We start from the raw sequence: 14,864 nt of genomic DNA on the forward strand, positions 1-14,864 counted from the left end.
ACGAGAACACGCACGAGCCGCCGTCAGGTGCCTTGCGGAATCCGGAGAGGGCCGAGGGAAAGGAGGGTCCGCAGTTCCGCGGGGGGCATCGGGTAGGAGAACAGCCACCCCTGATAGGCGTCCACATCGATGCCGGAAAGCACGTGGAACTGCGTGGCCGTCTCCACTCCTTCCGCGATGCACTGCCTGCCCATGGCGCGAGCCATGTCCACGACGGCCTTGGCCACCGCAAAGTCCGAAGTGTCCCCGTCGACTCCGGAGACGAATCGCCGATCCACCTTGATGATCTGTGCGGGAAGTTCCTTGAGCCTGGCCAGCGAGGAGTACCCGGTCCCGAAGTCGTCCACCGCGAAACGCACCCCGCGATCCACGAGTTCCCCCATCGCCTGCCGCGAACGCGAGGGCAGGTCGACCAGGGCGGTTTCGACCAGCTCCAGCACGACCCGGTGCCAGTCGATGCCGGATTCCGCAACCGTGTCGGCCACGAGATCGACGAAATCGTGATCGCCGGGCACGAGACCGGCCATGTTGATCGCGATCGCCACCGGCCGTGCACCGGGCTCCGGCCAACTCGCCGCTTCCCGCAGGGCGGTGCGCAGCACCCACCGATCGAGCTCCCGGAGCAGATCGCCCTGCTCGGCCACCGGCAGGAACGCACCGGGCGAGAGCATTCCTCGTTCCGGATGCGGCCAGCGCAGGAGTGCCTCGACACTGATGATCGAGCCGTCACCATCCACGACCGGTTGGTAGTACAGCATCAGCTCATCGTTGTTCAGCGCCTCGCGAAGCTGTCCTTCCAGGCGAAGCTGCCGGTCCGCCGAGGCCATCAGTGCGGGGTTGGCCATCGAGACCCTGCCCGCACCACGCCGCTTCGCCTCGAACATGGCCGCGTCGGCAAAGCGCAACAAATCCGCACCGCCCACTTCGGTATCGCTCGGCACCGCTGCGCCGATCGAGGCCGACACCCGGACGAGCTGGCCGTACACGGGAACCGCCGTGCGGAGCAGGCCGCCGACCTCGGTCGCCAACGAATCCACACCCCCGGCAACGTCGATGTTCGCGCAGATAACCACGAATTCATCGCCGGACAGACGCGCGGCGATGCATCCCTCGGGCAGTCCTTCCTCCAGCCGACGGGCCAGCGCGACAAGCAATTCGTCGCCCGCGTCATGTCCCAGCGAGTCGTTGATCCGCTTGAAGTTGTCGAGGTCGCAGAACAGCACGCCGACCCGGTCGGCTCCGGGCCCCTCGAGCATCCGGCCGAGTATTTCCTTGACGGCCGCCCGGTTCGGCAGGCTCGTCAGTTCGTCATGAGTGGCTTGGAAGCGCAGCGATTCGGCCGTCCGGCGCCGCTCGGTGATGTCCTGGAACACCACCAACCAGAACTGTGTCCCGTCGTCCTGCACCGACAGCGCCACGTGCAGTTCGCAGTACACCGGTTGCCCATTGGAACGCACCAGCCGCCGCTGTGGAACCTTGCGGTGACGCCCGCCGTCTCCCGCGCAGAGATCACCCAAGGCGGTGCCCCGGTCATCGGGGTGGGTCATCCGCCCGGCGGTCCTCCCACGAAGCTGGTCCAGGCTGTAGTCGAGCAGAACGCAGAGTGCATCGTTGGCATCGACCAGCCGCTCGGCCTGATCGAACAACCCGATGCCCACCGGTGTGACGGTCACCAGGTCGGTAAAGCGCTGACTGGAGCGTTCCATCCTGGTCACTGCCGCACGTTGTTCGGTGACGTCCTGTGCGGTGCCGACCAGCAACGTCCGCCCGTCGCAGTTCTCGATCGGGGCGCCGTGCAGCCGGAGAATGCGCACCGCCCCGTCCGGCCGGATGTAGCGGTGTTCGATCTCGACCGGTTGGTGCTCCTCGGACAATGGCCGCCACGCATCACGCACCCGAGCACGGTCCTCGGGATGCACATGATCCAAATAGGAATGATGCGTGCTCACGGAATCGCGGTTCCTGCCGATGACCTCGCAGAGAATCTTCGACAACCGGGTGACATTGGTTTCCGGATCCCATTCCCACGTTCCCAGCCGCGCGACTCGCTGCGCATCGTGGAGCTTGCGACGTTCGTCGGTGAGTCCGGAGACATCGACGAGGTCCGACACATCGACGAGCACGGTCACCGTGAGCCGCATGTTCGCGTGGTGGGGCCAGGTGAGCACCCGCACTCCGAGCTCGCCGCGACGGCCACGCAAACGTACGAGATCACCGTCGGCCACGAGCAGGTCCCGCAGATTCCGTCCGATCAGTGCCACGGGGGAGAACTCCCCCGTCAGCGTCGCCGCCTGCGGAGTGGCGCGAATCACCGTCCCGTCCGATGTGCTCAGCAGGGCCGGCGCCTCCGGCAACGGCTCCGGATCCAGCCGCCCCCCCACATCCACTTCGGGCATGCGCAGCACGCCGGAGGCATGGCGGTACCCCCCGTTGTGCTCGGTCAAGATCCCCCCTCCTCCTGCATCGCCCGCACGTCCACGCAGGCGTCAACCCAACCGGATGAGTGGCGTGCGCCACATTGCGCCTGACTGACCTTACCTGCAAACGAGTGAGCAGAACAGCTCAGGTGATCGTCAGCATAACGTTATCCGATCGGTATTCCGTGGAGAGCGGTGATCATCGCCAGCCACGTCTGCGGCGAACATCGGCGGCCACGGGTCTCCGTCCCCATCCCGGAGCACGGAGGCCGAGACGGATAAGGCCGGAGCGCCGTCCGGGCAATGGGGACGGCACCCCGGCCTCGTCTTCGAAGCGAAACCGCCTCAGGCGGTGGCGACACCGTCCTGCCGGGCCGCCTTCGCGACAGCAGCGGTCACCTCGGGGGCCACCCGCGGATCCAGCGGGCTGGGCACGATGTACTCAGCCGCCAGTTCGTCGGCGGCGACCTCCGCGATCGCCTCGGCCGCCGCAACCTTCATCCGGTCGCTGATCATGCGCGATCCCGCCTCGAGGGCTCCCTTGAAGATTCCCGGGAAGGCAAGCACATTGTTGATCTGGTTCGGGAAGTCGCTGCGTCCGGTTGCCACCACCGAGGCGTGCCTGGCCGCCACGGCCGGGTGAATCTCGGGGTCCGGATTCGACAACGCGAACACGATCGCGTCATCGGCCATCGATTCGATCAGTTCCTCGGGAATCTGGCCCGCCGAAACACCGATCAGGGCGTCGGCACCCTGCAGTGCCTCGGCGATCCCGCCCGTGACACCCCGGGGATTGGTCCGCTCGGCCAGTTCGGCCTTGATGGGAGTGAGGTTGTCCCGGCCCGCGTGAATGACACCTCGCGAGTCCGCCACGATGACCTCGCCGATACCGGCGGCCTCCAGGATCTCCGCACAAGCCACTCCGGCCGCACCCGCACCGGAGATCACCACGCGCAGGGAGCTCAACTCGCGCCCCACCACCCTGCAGGCATTGCGCAGAGCGGCCAGGGTCACCACCGCCGTGCCGTGCTGGTCGTCGTGCATGACCGGGCAGTCCAGGGCCTCGATCAGCCGGCGCTCCAGGTCGAAGCAGCGCGGTGCCGCCACGTCCTCCAGGTTCACGGCCCCGAACGAGGGGCGCATCCGGACCAGGGACTCGACAATCTCGTCGACGTCGGTGGTGTCGAACACCAGCGGGATCGAGTCGAGCCCGGCGAAGGTCTTGAACAGCGCCGACTTGCCCTCCATCACCGGCAACGAGGCGCGGGGACCGATGTCTCCCAGCCCCAGCACGGCAGTCCCGTCACTGACCACGGCCACGAGCTGCCGAGTCCACGTGTAGCGCGCGGCCAGCGTCTCGTCACCGGAAATCGCGCGGCTGACATCGGCCACCCCGGGTGTGTAAGCGATCGAGAGGTCGCGGGGGCTGGTCAGCGGAGCAGTCGGTGCGATGGAGAGCTTGCCGCCCTCGTGAGCACCGAAGACCTCCTCGTCGGTCAGCGGGGCATTCGGCTCCTGGCTGTCGGCATCGCCGGGAGTGTCCTGCGAGCCAGGCACGGTACTGCGATCGTTCACGGTGGTCACGGCGTCCCTCCTGTTGCCTTGACCTGGAAGTCGGGGCCACACCCCCAACTCAGGCGAATGGGCGACGGCTCGCACCTGCCCGGACGGTACCGGCAAGGCGAGCGTCTCGAACTACCGACATCCGCTGCCCTGGTTGGCGGGCAGCGGTTCCGGCGGACGCTGCGGTTTGACCAGTGTGCCAGGCAGCCCCGCCGATGTCTGCGATGCGAATCACATGGCACCAGCATCTTCAACAAATTGTCAATGTTTCCGTGCTCTCCCGATGCCCATATGGCATTCGCATGCGCGGATGTGGTACGGACGTAACCGCACGGATGGCTCAGGGCCCCCGTGGATACACCGAAAGCCACTCCTAGGCTTTCGGTCGTGCAGGCACGACAACTTGAGCTCATTGGCGCGTTCGAGTTCATCCCGAAATCCTTTCCCGACCACCGCGGGTTGTTCGTCGCGCCGTTCCAGGAAGCGGTGTTCGCCGAGGCCGTCGGCCACGAGCTCCACGTCGCGCAGACCAACCACAGCGTGTCGGCACGCAATGTCATCCGCGGCGTACACTTCGCCGATGTGCCTCCCGGCCAGGCCAAGTACGTCTACTGCCCGAGGGGTGCGATCCTCGATGTCGTCGTGGATGTCCGGATCGGCTCGCCCACCTTCGGACGCTGGGAGACGGTACGACTGGACTCCACCGAATATCGGGCCCTGTACCTCGCGGAGGGACTGGGGCACGCATTCGCCGCGCTCAGCGACGACACGGTGCTGACCTACCTCTGCTCCACCGCCTACAACCCCGCTGCCGAGCACGGGATCGATCCGAGAGACCCGGAGCTCGGTCTACCGTGGAGCGAACTCGGCGGTGATCCGATCCTGTCCGCCAAGGACCGCGACGCACCGAGCCTCGCCGAGGCTGCCGACGCCGGACTGCTCCCGCGCTATGCGGACTGCCTCGCCCGCTACGAGCACCTGCGCACACAAGTGTGAACTGCCTCGTTCGGCACGCAAGGCCAGCACCACGGACGGATGACATTCGAACTACTGCGCACATCGGTCGCCAGGCCCAACAGGTCATCTTCACCGCACGCGGCCCGGATGTGGCCACAACCTCCAACGAACCTCGCCGAGCACCGCGGCCGGGCCGAGCTCCCGAGAATCCGTGGACCCGGCAGCGTTGTCGCCCACGACGCGCCAGCCGTCCCCCTCCCGGCACACCGCCCGTTTCACCGACAACTGCTGTGGCCGCTGCGGCCAGCGCACCAGCACCACCGACCCGGGCTCCGGCCGGGCACGCGGCCGGACCAGAACCACATCACCGTCGCGCAGTGTCGGGGCCATCGAGGGCCCACGCACCAGCAAACGCCGCCATGGCAACCGGCCGAGCGAATTCACGGGCACCTCCGATAAGACAACGGCGATCTTAGGCGAGTAAGGTCACGCATGTCGGAGCATTCACTGCTAGGGAGGAATCATGCGACTGCTGTCGCGAATCCTCAGCCCACGCCTGGAGGCGACCGCACACTGCGACCTCCCCTGCGGCGTGTACGACCCGGCGCAGGCCCGGATCGAGGCTGAGTCCGTCAAGGCCATCCAGGAGAAGTACCAGTCCAGCGAGGACTCCGAGTACCGCACTCGCGCGATCATGATCGCCGAGCAGCGCTCGGAACTGGTCAAGCACCACCTGTGGGTGCTGTGGACGGACTACTTCAAGCCGCCGCACTTCGAGAAGTACCCGCAGCTGCACGAGCTGGTCAACAAGGCCACCAAGGCTGCGGGCGCGGCAGGTACCAAGGGGTCGATGGACCCGGCCAAGGGCCAGGAGCTGCTGGACTACATCGCCGAGATCGACAAGATCTTCTGGGAGACCAAGAAGGGCTGAGGTAGTCACCCGCATCACGATGCCGGCGGGCGGAAGCGACTTCCGCCCGCCGGCGTCTTTTCTCGGTCGAGGTGACCGGTGCACGGCCCACCGTGGCAGGGTACGACCGAATGTCGACGACGGAGGCAGGACATGTTCGAGCAGCGTATCCGCAGGATCACCGAATCCGACGTGCCCACCGTGGTCGACCTGGTACACGAACTCGCCGGTTATGAGAAGGCTTCCGAGGAATGCCGGCTCACTGCCGAGCAACTGCACGTGGCATTGTTCGGTGCAACCCCCGCACTGTTCGGCCACGTGGCCGACGTGCGCGGTGAACTCGTCGGTTTCGCGCTGTGGTTTCTCAACTTCTCCACCTGGCGCGGTGTGCACGGGATCTATCTCGAGGACCTGTTCGTCCGCCCGGAGCACCGGCGCTCCGGACTGGGCCGGGCACTCCTGCGCACACTCGCCCGGGAGTGCACCACACACGGGTACGCGCGGCTGGAGTGGTCGGTACTCGACTGGAACACCCCGGCGATCACCTTCTACAAGTCGATCGGTGCCGTCCCGATGGACGAGTGGACCGTCTTCCGCCTCACCGGGCAGGCACTGGATCGGTTGGGAGACTCGTGAACAGCGTGTCGATCGGTTTCGCTGTGCCTGCGCGGTAGCCTCCCGCATGGACCACTCACACGAGTCGAGGTGCCACCCATGCCCACACGTCCCGTCAGCAGATACTTCAACTACGGGCTCACGTTCCGCTGGACGCAGGGCGATCGCGAGATCGCGGTCAAACGGGGCTACGTACTCGAAGGCAGCCCGTTCATCGAGGTGACGCGACCGCGGCACTTCACGCTCGTGGACCGCCCCAGCGAGGACCCGGCGAACGATCGCGCGAGCTGGGTCACTGCGATCCCGGCCAATCCGGCCGACTGGGACAAACCCGGCGCCCTCGCCAAGGCCGCGGAAACCTGGGCCACGGCGAACCCGCGCACCGCCGACCTCAACGATCGCACCGACCGACGCACCGACGGCCAACTGCGCCGATGACCGAACCTCCGCTCTCGGCCGCTCTCGGCCATAGCCTGCCGCCTGAGGCGACCGACGGTTCGACAGTCATCGACGCAGGGCTTCAGGAGCTGCTATCTCGGATCCTTGTCCGCATCCGGAGCCGTACTGGCCCGGAGTGACCAGGCACGCCCGTGCCGGTTGAACAGGCACCACAGCACCGCCACGGCCGGACCGGCAAGCACCAGGCCGACCAGCGGACTCTCGGAGGGACCGAACGCATACCAGGAGACACCGAGCAGCAGTAACTGCAGCAACAACGAGGGCGTACGCGCCCAATGCCTGCCACGCCACAATCCGATCCCCGCGGCCAGGACGAATGCGGACAACACCGCGTAGTACCCGGCTTGGCCATAGATCGAGCTCCGATCCAGAGCGCCCGCACCACCGAGTCCACCGGTCGCAGCCCGGATCAACAACGCGGCGACGAAGGCGAATCCGACGAGGCCCTGCAGAGCGGTCACGACACCGGCGGAACGCACGGCACGGGGGGCGGCTTCTGCAGGCACGGGCAGCCTCTTTCCTGGAGGAGACTTTCGGTCACGCTACGTATGTGGTTTCGATGGTAATACCGCCCGATCGCCGTGACCGGCATTCCCCGGTCACGATCGAGTGAGATGAATTCGACATCGGTCATGGGCCTCGAGGCTTGCCACGATCCGGTGCGGATGCGGCCACCGGCGGAAACCCGGTGACGGTGTACGAACCCGAGCACGTCTCGCCTACGCTGCGAGTGTGCGCGCGGTTCTTATCGTCAACCCTCAGGCGACCTCCACCACTGCTGCCGGCCGAGACGTGCTGGCGCACGCCCTGGCCAGCGAACTGAAGCTGGAGTGCGTCGAGACACGGTACCGAGGCCACGCCGCGGACACCGCACGACAGGCGGTTATCGACGGCGTCGATGTGATCATCGCCCACGGCGGGGACGGCACCGTGAACGAGGTGGTCAACGGTATGCTCGCCGATGATCTGCCCCGTACCGATCCGGTGCCGAGCCTGGCAGTGGTGCCCGGTGGCTCGGCGAATGTCTTCGCGGGTGCACTGGGATTGCCCCGAGATCCGGTGGAGGCGACACACCGGCTGCTGCGCGCCCTCGCCGCGGACAGACGACGCCGAATCGGGCTGGGCAAGGCCAACGGCCGATGGTTCACGTTCAATGCGGGCGTCGGCTGGGACGCCGATGTCGTGGCCGAGGTGGAACGCCTGCGTTCGAAGGGCCGCCACGTGACCCCGGCTCTGTACGCCCGCACCGCACTCGCCTGCTATTTTCGGGTCTGCCTGCGTCATCCTTCGCTCACGGTGCAGGCGGACGAGAGTGCTCCGATCAGCGGGCTGCACACGGCCTTCATCTCCAACACCAACCCGTGGACCTATCTCGGGCACCGGCCGGTGCATGCGAACCCGGAGACCACTTTCGACACCGGGCTCGGTGTTTTCGCGCTACGCAGCCTGAATACTTACTCTGTGTTACGACATGTAGCGCAGATGCTCCGCAGTAGAGCGAAACCACACGGAAAGAGCCTTTTTAGGCGTGCGGACGTGGGGCATCTCCACGTAGGCTGTGAGGAGCCGTTGCGTCTCCAGGTCGACGGCGACACCCTTGGCGAGTACTCAGTGATCGAGTTCGTCTCGGTCCCTGAGGCCTTACGAGTCGTCGTATAACCTTTTCGTAACGCTGGTGCCACCACCGGTCAGCCACCGAGGCTGTATCCGGTGGCCAACCGAACCCCCCAGGTCAAGTTCCGTCGATCTTTCGAGTGAGTTCACTCACCGGTCACGATCGATCCCTTGACATTGCGGCAGTTCGTGAAAGTATTCACAAGCGCACGGACTCCGTGAAAGCATTCACAAACACCCCGAAGGAACTACCGGCACGAATGACCGTGCCTAGCAAGGAGCAAGGAACGATGGACTGGCGCCACCGTGCGGTTTGCCGTGACGAGGACCCGGAACTGTTCTTCCCCGTGGGAAACAGCGGTCCCGCGCTCCTGCAGATCGCCGAGGCAAAAGCCGTTTGCAATCGTTGCCCGGTCGCGTCCGAGTGCCTGGCATGGGCGCTGGAGAGCGGACAGGACGCCGGCGTATGGGGCGGCATGAGTGAGGACGAGCGTCGTGCCCTCAAGCGACGCAATTCCCGCACCCGTACCCGCACGAACGCCTGAATCGGCCTGTTACCGACAGCATAACGGGTCGCCCTGATTCCAGGTCGCCCCGAATGTGTTCCAACTCGGCGAACAAGCACAACGGCACCGCAACCGACAACACAACCGCTACGAGAGACGGATCGATCCGCGTCGATGTCGGCCATGAACGCGCCCCTGCGTTCCCGGGGATGGCCGACCCGGTCGATCTTCGCGTGTCACTGATTCGGTGACGTGCACATCATCATCGACGCACCCTGTGGTCGGAGTGTCAGCGGCGATACTGGAGAGGGACACGAAGTACCGCCTCGGTCCCACGCTGACTGCGACCGCGCAAACTCAACGAACCCCGGAGCTCGGACTCCACGAGGGTTCGCACGATCTGCAGGCCGAGGCGTTCGGCGTGTTCGAGGGAAAAATCCTCCGGCAGGCCACGACCGTCGTCGGAGATAACAACGTCCAGCCAGCGCGCCGAACGCTCAGCCTGCACCACGACCTCACCACCTTCTCCTTCCGGGAAGGCGTGCTCCAGTGCATTCTGAACCAGTTCGGTGAGCACCATCACCAGGGGAGTGGCCAGTTCGGCGGAGACGATGCCGAACCGACCGTCCCGGCGCACCATCACTCCGCTCTCCGCCGTGGCCAGATCACTCATCATCGGAATGACCCGATCGACGACGTCGTCGAGATCCACTCTCTCGTCCACCGACATCGACAACGTCTCGTGAACCAACGCAATCGAGGTCACCCGCCGTACCGACTCGTCCAGCGCCTGCCGTGCGGTGGAGTTGCCCGTGCGGCGTGATTGCAGGCGAAGCAGCGCAGCCACGGTCTGCAGATTATTTTTCACCCGATGGTGGATTTCACGGATGGTCGCGTCCTTCGACAGCAAGGCGCGATCCCGCCGCTTGACCTCGGTGACATCGCGGACCAGTACCAGAGCACCCGCCTGCTGCCCGCGAGGTTGCAGCGGCAGAGCCCGGAAAAGCACCGTCGCCCCACGTGCCTCGGCTTCGATCCGCATACTCGGACTGCCCGCCAGTGCTGTGCGAATCCGCTGTGCGACCTCCTCCGCATCGAACGGATCGGACAGCAAGGAGCGAGTCAGCGGCGCGATCTCGGCTCCCACGAGATCCGCAGCGTGCCCCATGCGGTGGTAAGCCGAGAGCGCGTTGGGGCTGGCGAAAACCACCGCGCCTGCGCTGTCCACACGGATGAGCCCATCACCGACGCGGGGACTCGTATGCACGCCCGGGGCGGGTTCCGCGGTCGGAAACGTGCCGTCGGCGATCATCTGGCACAGGTCGGCGGCACTGCCCAGGTAGGAGATCTCCAGCGGGCTGGGCACTCTCGGCACTGCCAAGTTGGTGTCCCGACTGATCACCGCGACCGCCTCGGAATCCAGCCGGACGGGAATGGTTTCCCGGCGAACCGGTACCCCTTGGTGCCAGCGGGGGTCCTCCTCCCGGCAGATTCGCCCCTCGACCACGGCTCGACGTAACTGCGGGTGCTCCCGAGGGGTCACCTCGGTACCGACCACATCCTCCGAATGCGCCGTGGGCGCCGTGGTCGGCCGCGCCTGAGCGACACACAGGAAGCGATCTTCGCCCGCACTGTCCACGCCGACGGGTACCCACAGCAGAAAATCCGCGAACGACAGGTCCGACAGCAACTGCCATTCGGCGACCACGAGTTGCAGGTGATCGGCCACGGTACCGGACAGCCCTGTGTGCTCGGCGAGCAGATCACTGAGCGTGGACAAACAGCCCCTTTCGGGTCGGGGGAGGCGAGGTCCGCGTACTCACTCGACCACGGCGAGCAGATCGCCCTCCTGCACGACGTCTCCCTCGTTGACGGCAATCCTGCCGACCTTGCCGTCAGCCTCGGTGAGCACCGGAATCTCCATCTTCATGGACTCCAGCACGAACAGTGAGTCACCATCGCGAACCGCGTCGCCGTCCTGAACGACGACCGTCATCACGTTGGCCACCATCTCGGCGCGGATCTCCTCGGCCATCAGTCGTGTCCCTCCTCGATGCCGGCAGTACGGTCCGGCCCTGAGTACCAGGAAACCATGCATCGGGCCACCCACGAGCACCAGGTCAGCCACATGGCAAACTGAACGTAATTGGAGCCGACTCGACGAGGGAGGGGCCATGGCCAAGCGTGCCCGTAAGAAGAAGGCCGCTCGCAAGAACAATGCCAACCACGGCAAGCGCCCCCTGCGCGGCAAGTAGGCGCGACAGCCCATATCGGGCGCACCAGCATTGTGGCCCCGAGCCGGACCGGCTCGGGGCCACAGCGTGTGCACACCTACTCCGTAGGTGAGGCCGGTTTCTCCCGCACCTCCACCGAGGTGCCCTCGGGACCGTGCTCGACCGTTACGTCGGCTTGTCGCAGTACGCTGTCGCGGATCGAACTGCGCAGTCGCTCCCGTAGTTCCTCGGGGGCGTGCTCGCCGCCGCACTTGCGGTGCAGCAGTTCCTTGAGGTGCTCCTCGATGCCATAACGTTCCAGGCAGGTGCCGCACTCGTCGAGATGCTGCCGCAGGATCTCACGGCGAGTACCGTCGCATTCGTTGTCCAGGAACAACCACACCTCGGCGAGTACGTCCTCACACGTGGCGTCCGGGTCGCCGCTGCTCATGACGTGCTCACCTCCTGATTTTTCGCGCGCAGGAAACCCCGGTCCCGGGCCACGTCCGTCAGCATTCCGCGCAACTGCCTGCGGCCGCGGTGCAGCCGCGACATCACGGTGCCGATCGGCGTTGCCATGATCTCGGCGATTTCCTTGTAGGCGAAGCCTTCCACGTCAGCGAGGTAAACGACCATGCGGAACTCTTCGCCGAGCTGCTGCAGGGCGTTTTTGACATCGCTGTCGGGCAGCCGATCCAGCGCTTCGACCTCCGCCGAACGCAGGCCGGTCGAAGTGTGGTTCTCGGCTTGGGCCAGCTGCCAGTCCGCGATCTCATCGGTCGGCTGCTGCTGGGGCTGACGCTGCCGTTTGCGGTAGCCGTTGATGTAGGTATTGGTCAGGATCCGGTACAGCCACGCCTTGAGGTTGGTTCCCTGTTTGAACGACTTGAACGCGGAATACGCCTTGAGATACGTCTCCTGCACCAGGTCCTCGGCATCGGCCGCGTTGCGGGTCATCCGCAGTGCGGCCCCGTAGAGCTGGTCCAGCAACGGCATCGCGTCCCGCTCGAAACGGGCAGCGCGCTGTTCGGCGGTTTCCTCGGCCTGCTCCGCACCGGTCGAGGACGCCGACTGTTGGGCGGCATCCTGCGGCCGCTCGTTCTCAGCAGTGCCGAGTTGCTCCGGGGTGCCAGGCACCGGGCTCCTTTCCCGCCGCCAGGACGAGGTCACAGCTGACGACGTGCCCATGGTGTCCTGCGCATGGGCCTGCCCTGAGGATACCCCGGAGACGCTTTGCTGACCCGGTGGTGAGACCTCGGGGTGCCATGACTGCAAGCGGTCCTGCCGGGAATGTCCTTGCCGGTCAAGCACGGCTGCATTGGTCTGCTCGGTCAACACGTACGGTGCAACGGGACAACGGGGGCCGCTATTCCCCGGCTCGCTGTTCCTGCTCGCCGGTTCCCATGCGGCTTCAGTCCAGCAGGCGCAGGATGCGGCCGAACCACTCACCGACTGCGCGGAAAACAGCATCGGTGTCGGACTTGAGCGAGTGGTCGCCGGGAACCAGGACGATCTCGCGCCGATGTGCGGACTCGGGGCGGCCGAACGTGTCCCGCTCGCCCTGTACCACCAGAGCCGGTACTTCCACACCGTCGAGTTCGGCATGCCTGCTCTTTTCCGGCCGACCCGGCGGATGCACGGGAAAAGCCAAGCACAGCACGGCCGCAGCCTGCCCGCTTTCGGCGGTACGGCAGGCGACCCGAGCCCCCGAGGAGCGACCGCCGAAGATCAACGGGAGCTCGGCGAACCAGCGTTCACCGAGATCCTCGGCGACGGCGAGCCAAGCGGCGTCGAGCTGCCGCGCGGGCGCGGGAGCCCGGCGCCCGGCCACTCGGTACGGCTGTTCGACCAGCGCCACGTGCACACCCGCCTCGGTTGCCGCGCGCGTGACGGTGACCAGGTCGGGTGCCGCAATGCCACCACCGGCACCGTGGCCGAGCAGCAGGACCGCACGACCCTCCGCCGCACCGTGCAACTCTGCCCGGGCCGGACCGTGTGGGGTGGCGATTTCGATGCTGGTCATGATTCGAACAGCGCGGATTGAACGGCGGCAACCGGGCACATGGCGGGATCCACCCGTTCCAGCAGGTCGGGATGATTGTTGCGCGTGCTGTTGACCCGGCTGGAGACGGGCCGCAGCTCCAACGCATCGAGCGCTCCGCCATCCACGGACAGCAGATCGGTCACCTCGGTGCGTTGCGGGTCCAGCCAATCCTTCCAGCGATGCTCGCCCAGCACCAGCGGCATCCGGTGGTGTATCTCGGCAAGATCGCCCACGGCCTCCGTGGTCACCACGGCACACGTCACCAAGGGCTCCCCCGCGAAACCGGGCGCCCACCATGCGGAGAACACGGCTGCCATCGCCAGACTGCGACCATCCCGTCGGGTGCACAGGTACGGTTGCTTGGCACGTTCACCGGGCTTCCACTCGTACCAGCCCGTCGCGGGCATCAGACAACGACGGTGTGCCGCCGACTCGGCATAGGCGGGCTTGACCGTCAACGACTCCGCACGGGCGTTCACCATCGGCGGACCGCTGGTCGCGTCCCCGGCCCACGTCGGCACCAAGCCCCACCGAACCGGCCGCAGCGTACGCTCGACCTCGGAACCCGCCCGGCGCTCCACGACGATCGGCACCGTCGCGGTCGGCGTGATGTTGTAGTCGGGACCGAACGTGTCACCGATACGGTCGGCCGCATCGAACTCCTCGGCCAGTGCGGCCGGGTCGCGCCGGATCGCGTAACGACCACACATCAGGGTTCACACCTCCGCGGACGGTTCCCCGGGCTCACGGTTCCAACCTACCGGTTGACGTCGGCCCGACTGCCCCTCCTCGGCCACCCGTTCGACGAGCGCGGCACCGTTGTTGCGCACGTTGTTCACCGCACGGGACACCGGACGCAACTCCAGTCGTTCGAGCAGTCCCGGCGGCGGGGAGCCGAGCAGCGCGGACACATCCCGAACATCCGGATCGAGCCAATGCTGCCAGGCCGAGGCGGGCAGCACCATCGGCATGCGCTCGTGCACCTCGAGCAGTGGGCCGACCGCCTCGGTGGTCAGAACGGCGCAGCTCACCAGCGGTCGTGCCGCGTCGTCGGCCTCCGGGTCCCGCCAGGTCGCCCAGATTCCCGCCAGTGCCAGGCTCGAACCATCCCCGAAGGTCATGAAATAGGGCTGCTTCGGTGCCGTCTCGCGCTTCCACTCGTACCAGCCGTCGGCAGGCAGCAGACAGCGTGCGTACTTGATCGGTCCACGAAAGGCGGGCTTACTCATCACCGTTTCGGACCTGGCATTGATCATGCGATTGCCGACCGCGGGGTCCTTGGCCCACTTCGGAACCAGCCCCCACCGCATGACACGGATCGTGCGCTCGGTGCGTGCGGGATCGCGGTGGCCGTCCGCATCATGCGGATGCCGCTGCACGACGCCGAGCACCGGCTTCATCGGAGCGACGTTGTAGTCGGCCACGGGACGACCCGTCCCCGAGACCTCCGCAGCGGTGGCATCCACCGCATCGAACTCCGCCGCGAGAACGTCCGGAGCCTTGGTCGAGGCGTACCTGCCGCACATCGGCGTCATCATCTCCACTCCATGCCGCACCGCCCGTGCT

18 protein-coding genes are annotated in these 14,864 nt (G+C 66.3%); 7 read left to right on the forward strand and 11 right to left on the reverse strand.

Annotation, left to right across the window (positions count from 1 at the left end; all coding sequences use genetic code 11):
- Window positions 1-23: 23 nt before the first annotated feature.
- Together JOF55_RS07115 and JOF55_RS07120 are read right to left on the reverse strand one after the other, a co-directional pair.
- On the reverse strand, window positions 24-2,396 hold the full coding sequence (locus JOF55_RS07115; RefSeq protein WP_374727412.1) for a putative bifunctional diguanylate cyclase/phosphodiesterase: 2,373 nt from the start codon (window positions 2,394-2,396) through the stop codon (window positions 24-26).
- 366 nt (window positions 2,397-2,762) lie between these two features.
- A complete protein-coding gene (locus tag JOF55_RS07120) occupies window positions 2,763-3,974 on the reverse strand; it encodes an NAD(P)-dependent malic enzyme (protein ID WP_374727413.1) in 1,212 nt (403 codons plus the stop codon).
- 393 nt (window positions 3,975-4,367) lie between these two features.
- Here JOF55_RS07120 and JOF55_RS07125 point away from each other — a divergent pair, with 393 nt between their 5' ends.
- Complete coding sequence (locus JOF55_RS07125; RefSeq protein ID WP_310271417.1) at window positions 4,368-4,976, forward strand: dTDP-4-dehydrorhamnose 3,5-epimerase family protein; 609 nt, start codon at window positions 4,368-4,370, stop codon at window positions 4,974-4,976.
- Between the two features lie 90 nt (window positions 4,977-5,066).
- Here the strand turns inward: JOF55_RS07125 and JOF55_RS07130 are convergent, their stop codons facing one another.
- Window positions 5,067-5,381 (reverse strand): S26 family signal peptidase, encoded by a 315-nt coding sequence (locus JOF55_RS07130; RefSeq protein WP_310271421.1) that lies wholly within the window; start codon window positions 5,379-5,381, stop codon window positions 5,067-5,069.
- A gap of 79 nt (window positions 5,382-5,460) precedes the next feature.
- Between JOF55_RS07130 and sodN the strand changes: the two genes are divergently transcribed.
- The 3 genes from sodN (at window position 5,461) to JOF55_RS07145 (ending at window position 6,900) form a co-directional block, all read left to right on the forward strand.
- Complete coding sequence (gene sodN, locus JOF55_RS07135) at window positions 5,461-5,868, forward strand: superoxide dismutase, Ni (protein ID WP_374727242.1); 408 nt, start codon at window positions 5,461-5,463, stop codon at window positions 5,866-5,868.
- A 132-nt stretch (window positions 5,869-6,000) separates the two neighbouring features.
- Window positions 6,001-6,483, forward strand: coding sequence for a GNAT family N-acetyltransferase (locus JOF55_RS07140; protein WP_374727243.1), 483 nt, complete (start codon window positions 6,001-6,003; stop codon window positions 6,481-6,483).
- Between the two features lie 78 nt (window positions 6,484-6,561).
- Window positions 6,562-6,900 carry a hypothetical protein gene (locus tag JOF55_RS07145; RefSeq protein WP_310271428.1) on the forward strand — a complete coding sequence of 113 codons (339 nt, stop codon included), beginning with the start codon at window positions 6,562-6,564 and terminating at the stop codon, window positions 6,898-6,900.
- A 92-nt stretch (window positions 6,901-6,992) separates the two neighbouring features.
- Here the strand turns inward: JOF55_RS07145 and JOF55_RS07150 are convergent, their stop codons facing one another.
- Window positions 6,993-7,427, reverse strand: coding sequence for a hypothetical protein (locus JOF55_RS07150; RefSeq protein ID WP_310271433.1), 435 nt, complete (start codon window positions 7,425-7,427; stop codon window positions 6,993-6,995).
- Window positions 7,428-7,653: 226 nt separating this feature from the next.
- Here JOF55_RS07150 and JOF55_RS07155 point away from each other — a divergent pair, with 226 nt between their 5' ends.
- Complete coding sequence (locus JOF55_RS07155; protein ID WP_310271436.1) at window positions 7,654-8,580, forward strand: diacylglycerol/lipid kinase family protein; 927 nt, start codon at window positions 7,654-7,656, stop codon at window positions 8,578-8,580.
- Between the two features lie 245 nt (window positions 8,581-8,825).
- A complete protein-coding gene (locus JOF55_RS07160; protein ID WP_310278298.1) occupies window positions 8,826-9,080 on the forward strand; it encodes a WhiB family transcriptional regulator in 255 nt (84 codons plus the stop codon).
- A gap of 250 nt (window positions 9,081-9,330) precedes the next feature.
- Here JOF55_RS07160 and JOF55_RS07165 read toward each other — a convergent pair whose 3' ends face one another.
- Both JOF55_RS07165 and JOF55_RS07170 read right to left on the reverse strand, forming a co-directional pair.
- Complete coding sequence (locus JOF55_RS07165) at window positions 9,331-10,821, reverse strand: sensor histidine kinase (protein ID WP_310271439.1); 1,491 nt, start codon at window positions 10,819-10,821, stop codon at window positions 9,331-9,333.
- Window positions 10,822-10,860: 39 nt separating this feature from the next.
- Window positions 10,861-11,076: a biotin/lipoyl-binding carrier protein gene (locus JOF55_RS07170; RefSeq protein WP_310271442.1), complete on the reverse strand. Its 216-nt coding sequence runs from the start codon at window positions 11,074-11,076 to the stop codon at window positions 10,861-10,863.
- Between the two features lie 139 nt (window positions 11,077-11,215).
- Here JOF55_RS07170 and JOF55_RS24740 point away from each other — a divergent pair, with 139 nt between their 5' ends.
- Window positions 11,216-11,296 (forward strand): 50S ribosomal protein bL37, encoded by an 81-nt coding sequence (locus JOF55_RS24740; protein ID WP_033374540.1) that lies wholly within the window; start codon window positions 11,216-11,218, stop codon window positions 11,294-11,296.
- A 76-nt stretch (window positions 11,297-11,372) separates the two neighbouring features.
- Here the strand turns inward: JOF55_RS24740 and rsrA are convergent, their stop codons facing one another.
- The 5 genes from rsrA to JOF55_RS07195 all read right to left on the reverse strand — a co-directional run bounded on the left by rsrA (window position 11,373) and on the right by JOF55_RS07195 (window position 14,824).
- Complete coding sequence (gene rsrA, locus JOF55_RS07175; protein WP_310271446.1) at window positions 11,373-11,705, reverse strand: mycothiol system anti-sigma-R factor; 333 nt, start codon at window positions 11,703-11,705, stop codon at window positions 11,373-11,375.
- The gene (locus JOF55_RS07180) at window positions 11,702-12,391 is read right to left on the reverse strand and encodes a sigma-70 family RNA polymerase sigma factor (protein WP_310271449.1); all 690 of its coding nucleotides are present in this window, start codon (window positions 12,389-12,391) and stop codon (window positions 11,702-11,704) included. The genes rsrA and JOF55_RS07180 overlap by 4 nt, the downstream gene beginning before the upstream one ends.
- A gap of 274 nt (window positions 12,392-12,665) precedes the next feature.
- Entirely contained in the window at window positions 12,666-13,277 is a 612-nt protein-coding gene (locus JOF55_RS07185; RefSeq protein ID WP_310271451.1) for an alpha/beta hydrolase family protein, read from the reverse strand.
- Window positions 13,274-14,008: an SOS response-associated peptidase gene (locus JOF55_RS07190; protein WP_310271454.1), complete on the reverse strand. Its 735-nt coding sequence runs from the start codon at window positions 14,006-14,008 to the stop codon at window positions 13,274-13,276. The genes JOF55_RS07185 and JOF55_RS07190 overlap by 4 nt, the downstream gene beginning before the upstream one ends.
- 6 nt (window positions 14,009-14,014) lie before the next feature.
- The gene (locus JOF55_RS07195; protein WP_374727414.1) at window positions 14,015-14,824 is read right to left on the reverse strand and encodes an SOS response-associated peptidase; all 810 of its coding nucleotides are present in this window, start codon (window positions 14,822-14,824) and stop codon (window positions 14,015-14,017) included.
- Window positions 14,825-14,864 lie beyond the last annotated feature (40 nt).

The sequence above is a fragment of the Haloactinomyces albus genome (assembly GCF_031458135.1).
Classification (GTDB): domain Bacteria; phylum Actinomycetota; class Actinomycetes; order Mycobacteriales; family Pseudonocardiaceae; genus Haloactinomyces; species Haloactinomyces albus.

What these genes read in the sequence shown, in the direction of transcription:
- JOF55_RS07115 (WP_374727412.1), bottom strand. Translation starts at nt 2,396, where the DNA reads ATGCCCGAAGTGGATGTGGGGGGGCGGCTGGATCCGGAGCCGTTGCCG.
- sodN (WP_374727242.1), top strand. Translation starts at nt 5,461, where the DNA reads ATGCGACTGCTGTCGCGAATCCTCAGCCCACGCCTGGAGGCGACCGCA.
- JOF55_RS07140 (WP_374727243.1), top strand. Translation starts at nt 6,001, where the DNA reads ATGTTCGAGCAGCGTATCCGCAGGATCACCGAATCCGACGTGCCCACC.
- JOF55_RS07145 (WP_310271428.1), top strand. Translation starts at nt 6,562, where the DNA reads ATGCCCACACGTCCCGTCAGCAGATACTTCAACTACGGGCTCACGTTC.
- JOF55_RS07160 (WP_310278298.1), top strand. Translation starts at nt 8,826, where the DNA reads ATGGACTGGCGCCACCGTGCGGTTTGCCGTGACGAGGACCCGGAACTG.
- JOF55_RS07170 (WP_310271442.1), bottom strand. Translation starts at nt 11,076, where the DNA reads ATGGCCGAGGAGATCCGCGCCGAGATGGTGGCCAACGTGATGACGGTC.
- JOF55_RS24740 (WP_033374540.1), top strand. Translation starts at nt 11,216, where the DNA reads ATGGCCAAGCGTGCCCGTAAGAAGAAGGCCGCTCGCAAGAACAATGCC.
- rsrA (WP_310271446.1), bottom strand. Translation starts at nt 11,705, where the DNA reads ATGAGCAGCGGCGACCCGGACGCCACGTGTGAGGACGTACTCGCCGAG.
- JOF55_RS07185 (WP_310271451.1), bottom strand. Translation starts at nt 13,277, where the DNA reads ATGACCAGCATCGAAATCGCCACCCCACACGGTCCGGCCCGGGCAGAG.
- JOF55_RS07190 (WP_310271454.1), bottom strand. Translation starts at nt 14,008, where the DNA reads ATGTGTGGTCGTTACGCGATCCGGCGCGACCCGGCCGCACTGGCCGAG.
- JOF55_RS07195 (WP_374727414.1), bottom strand. Translation starts at nt 14,824, where the DNA reads ATGTGCGGCAGGTACGCCTCGACCAAGGCTCCGGACGTTCTCGCGGCG.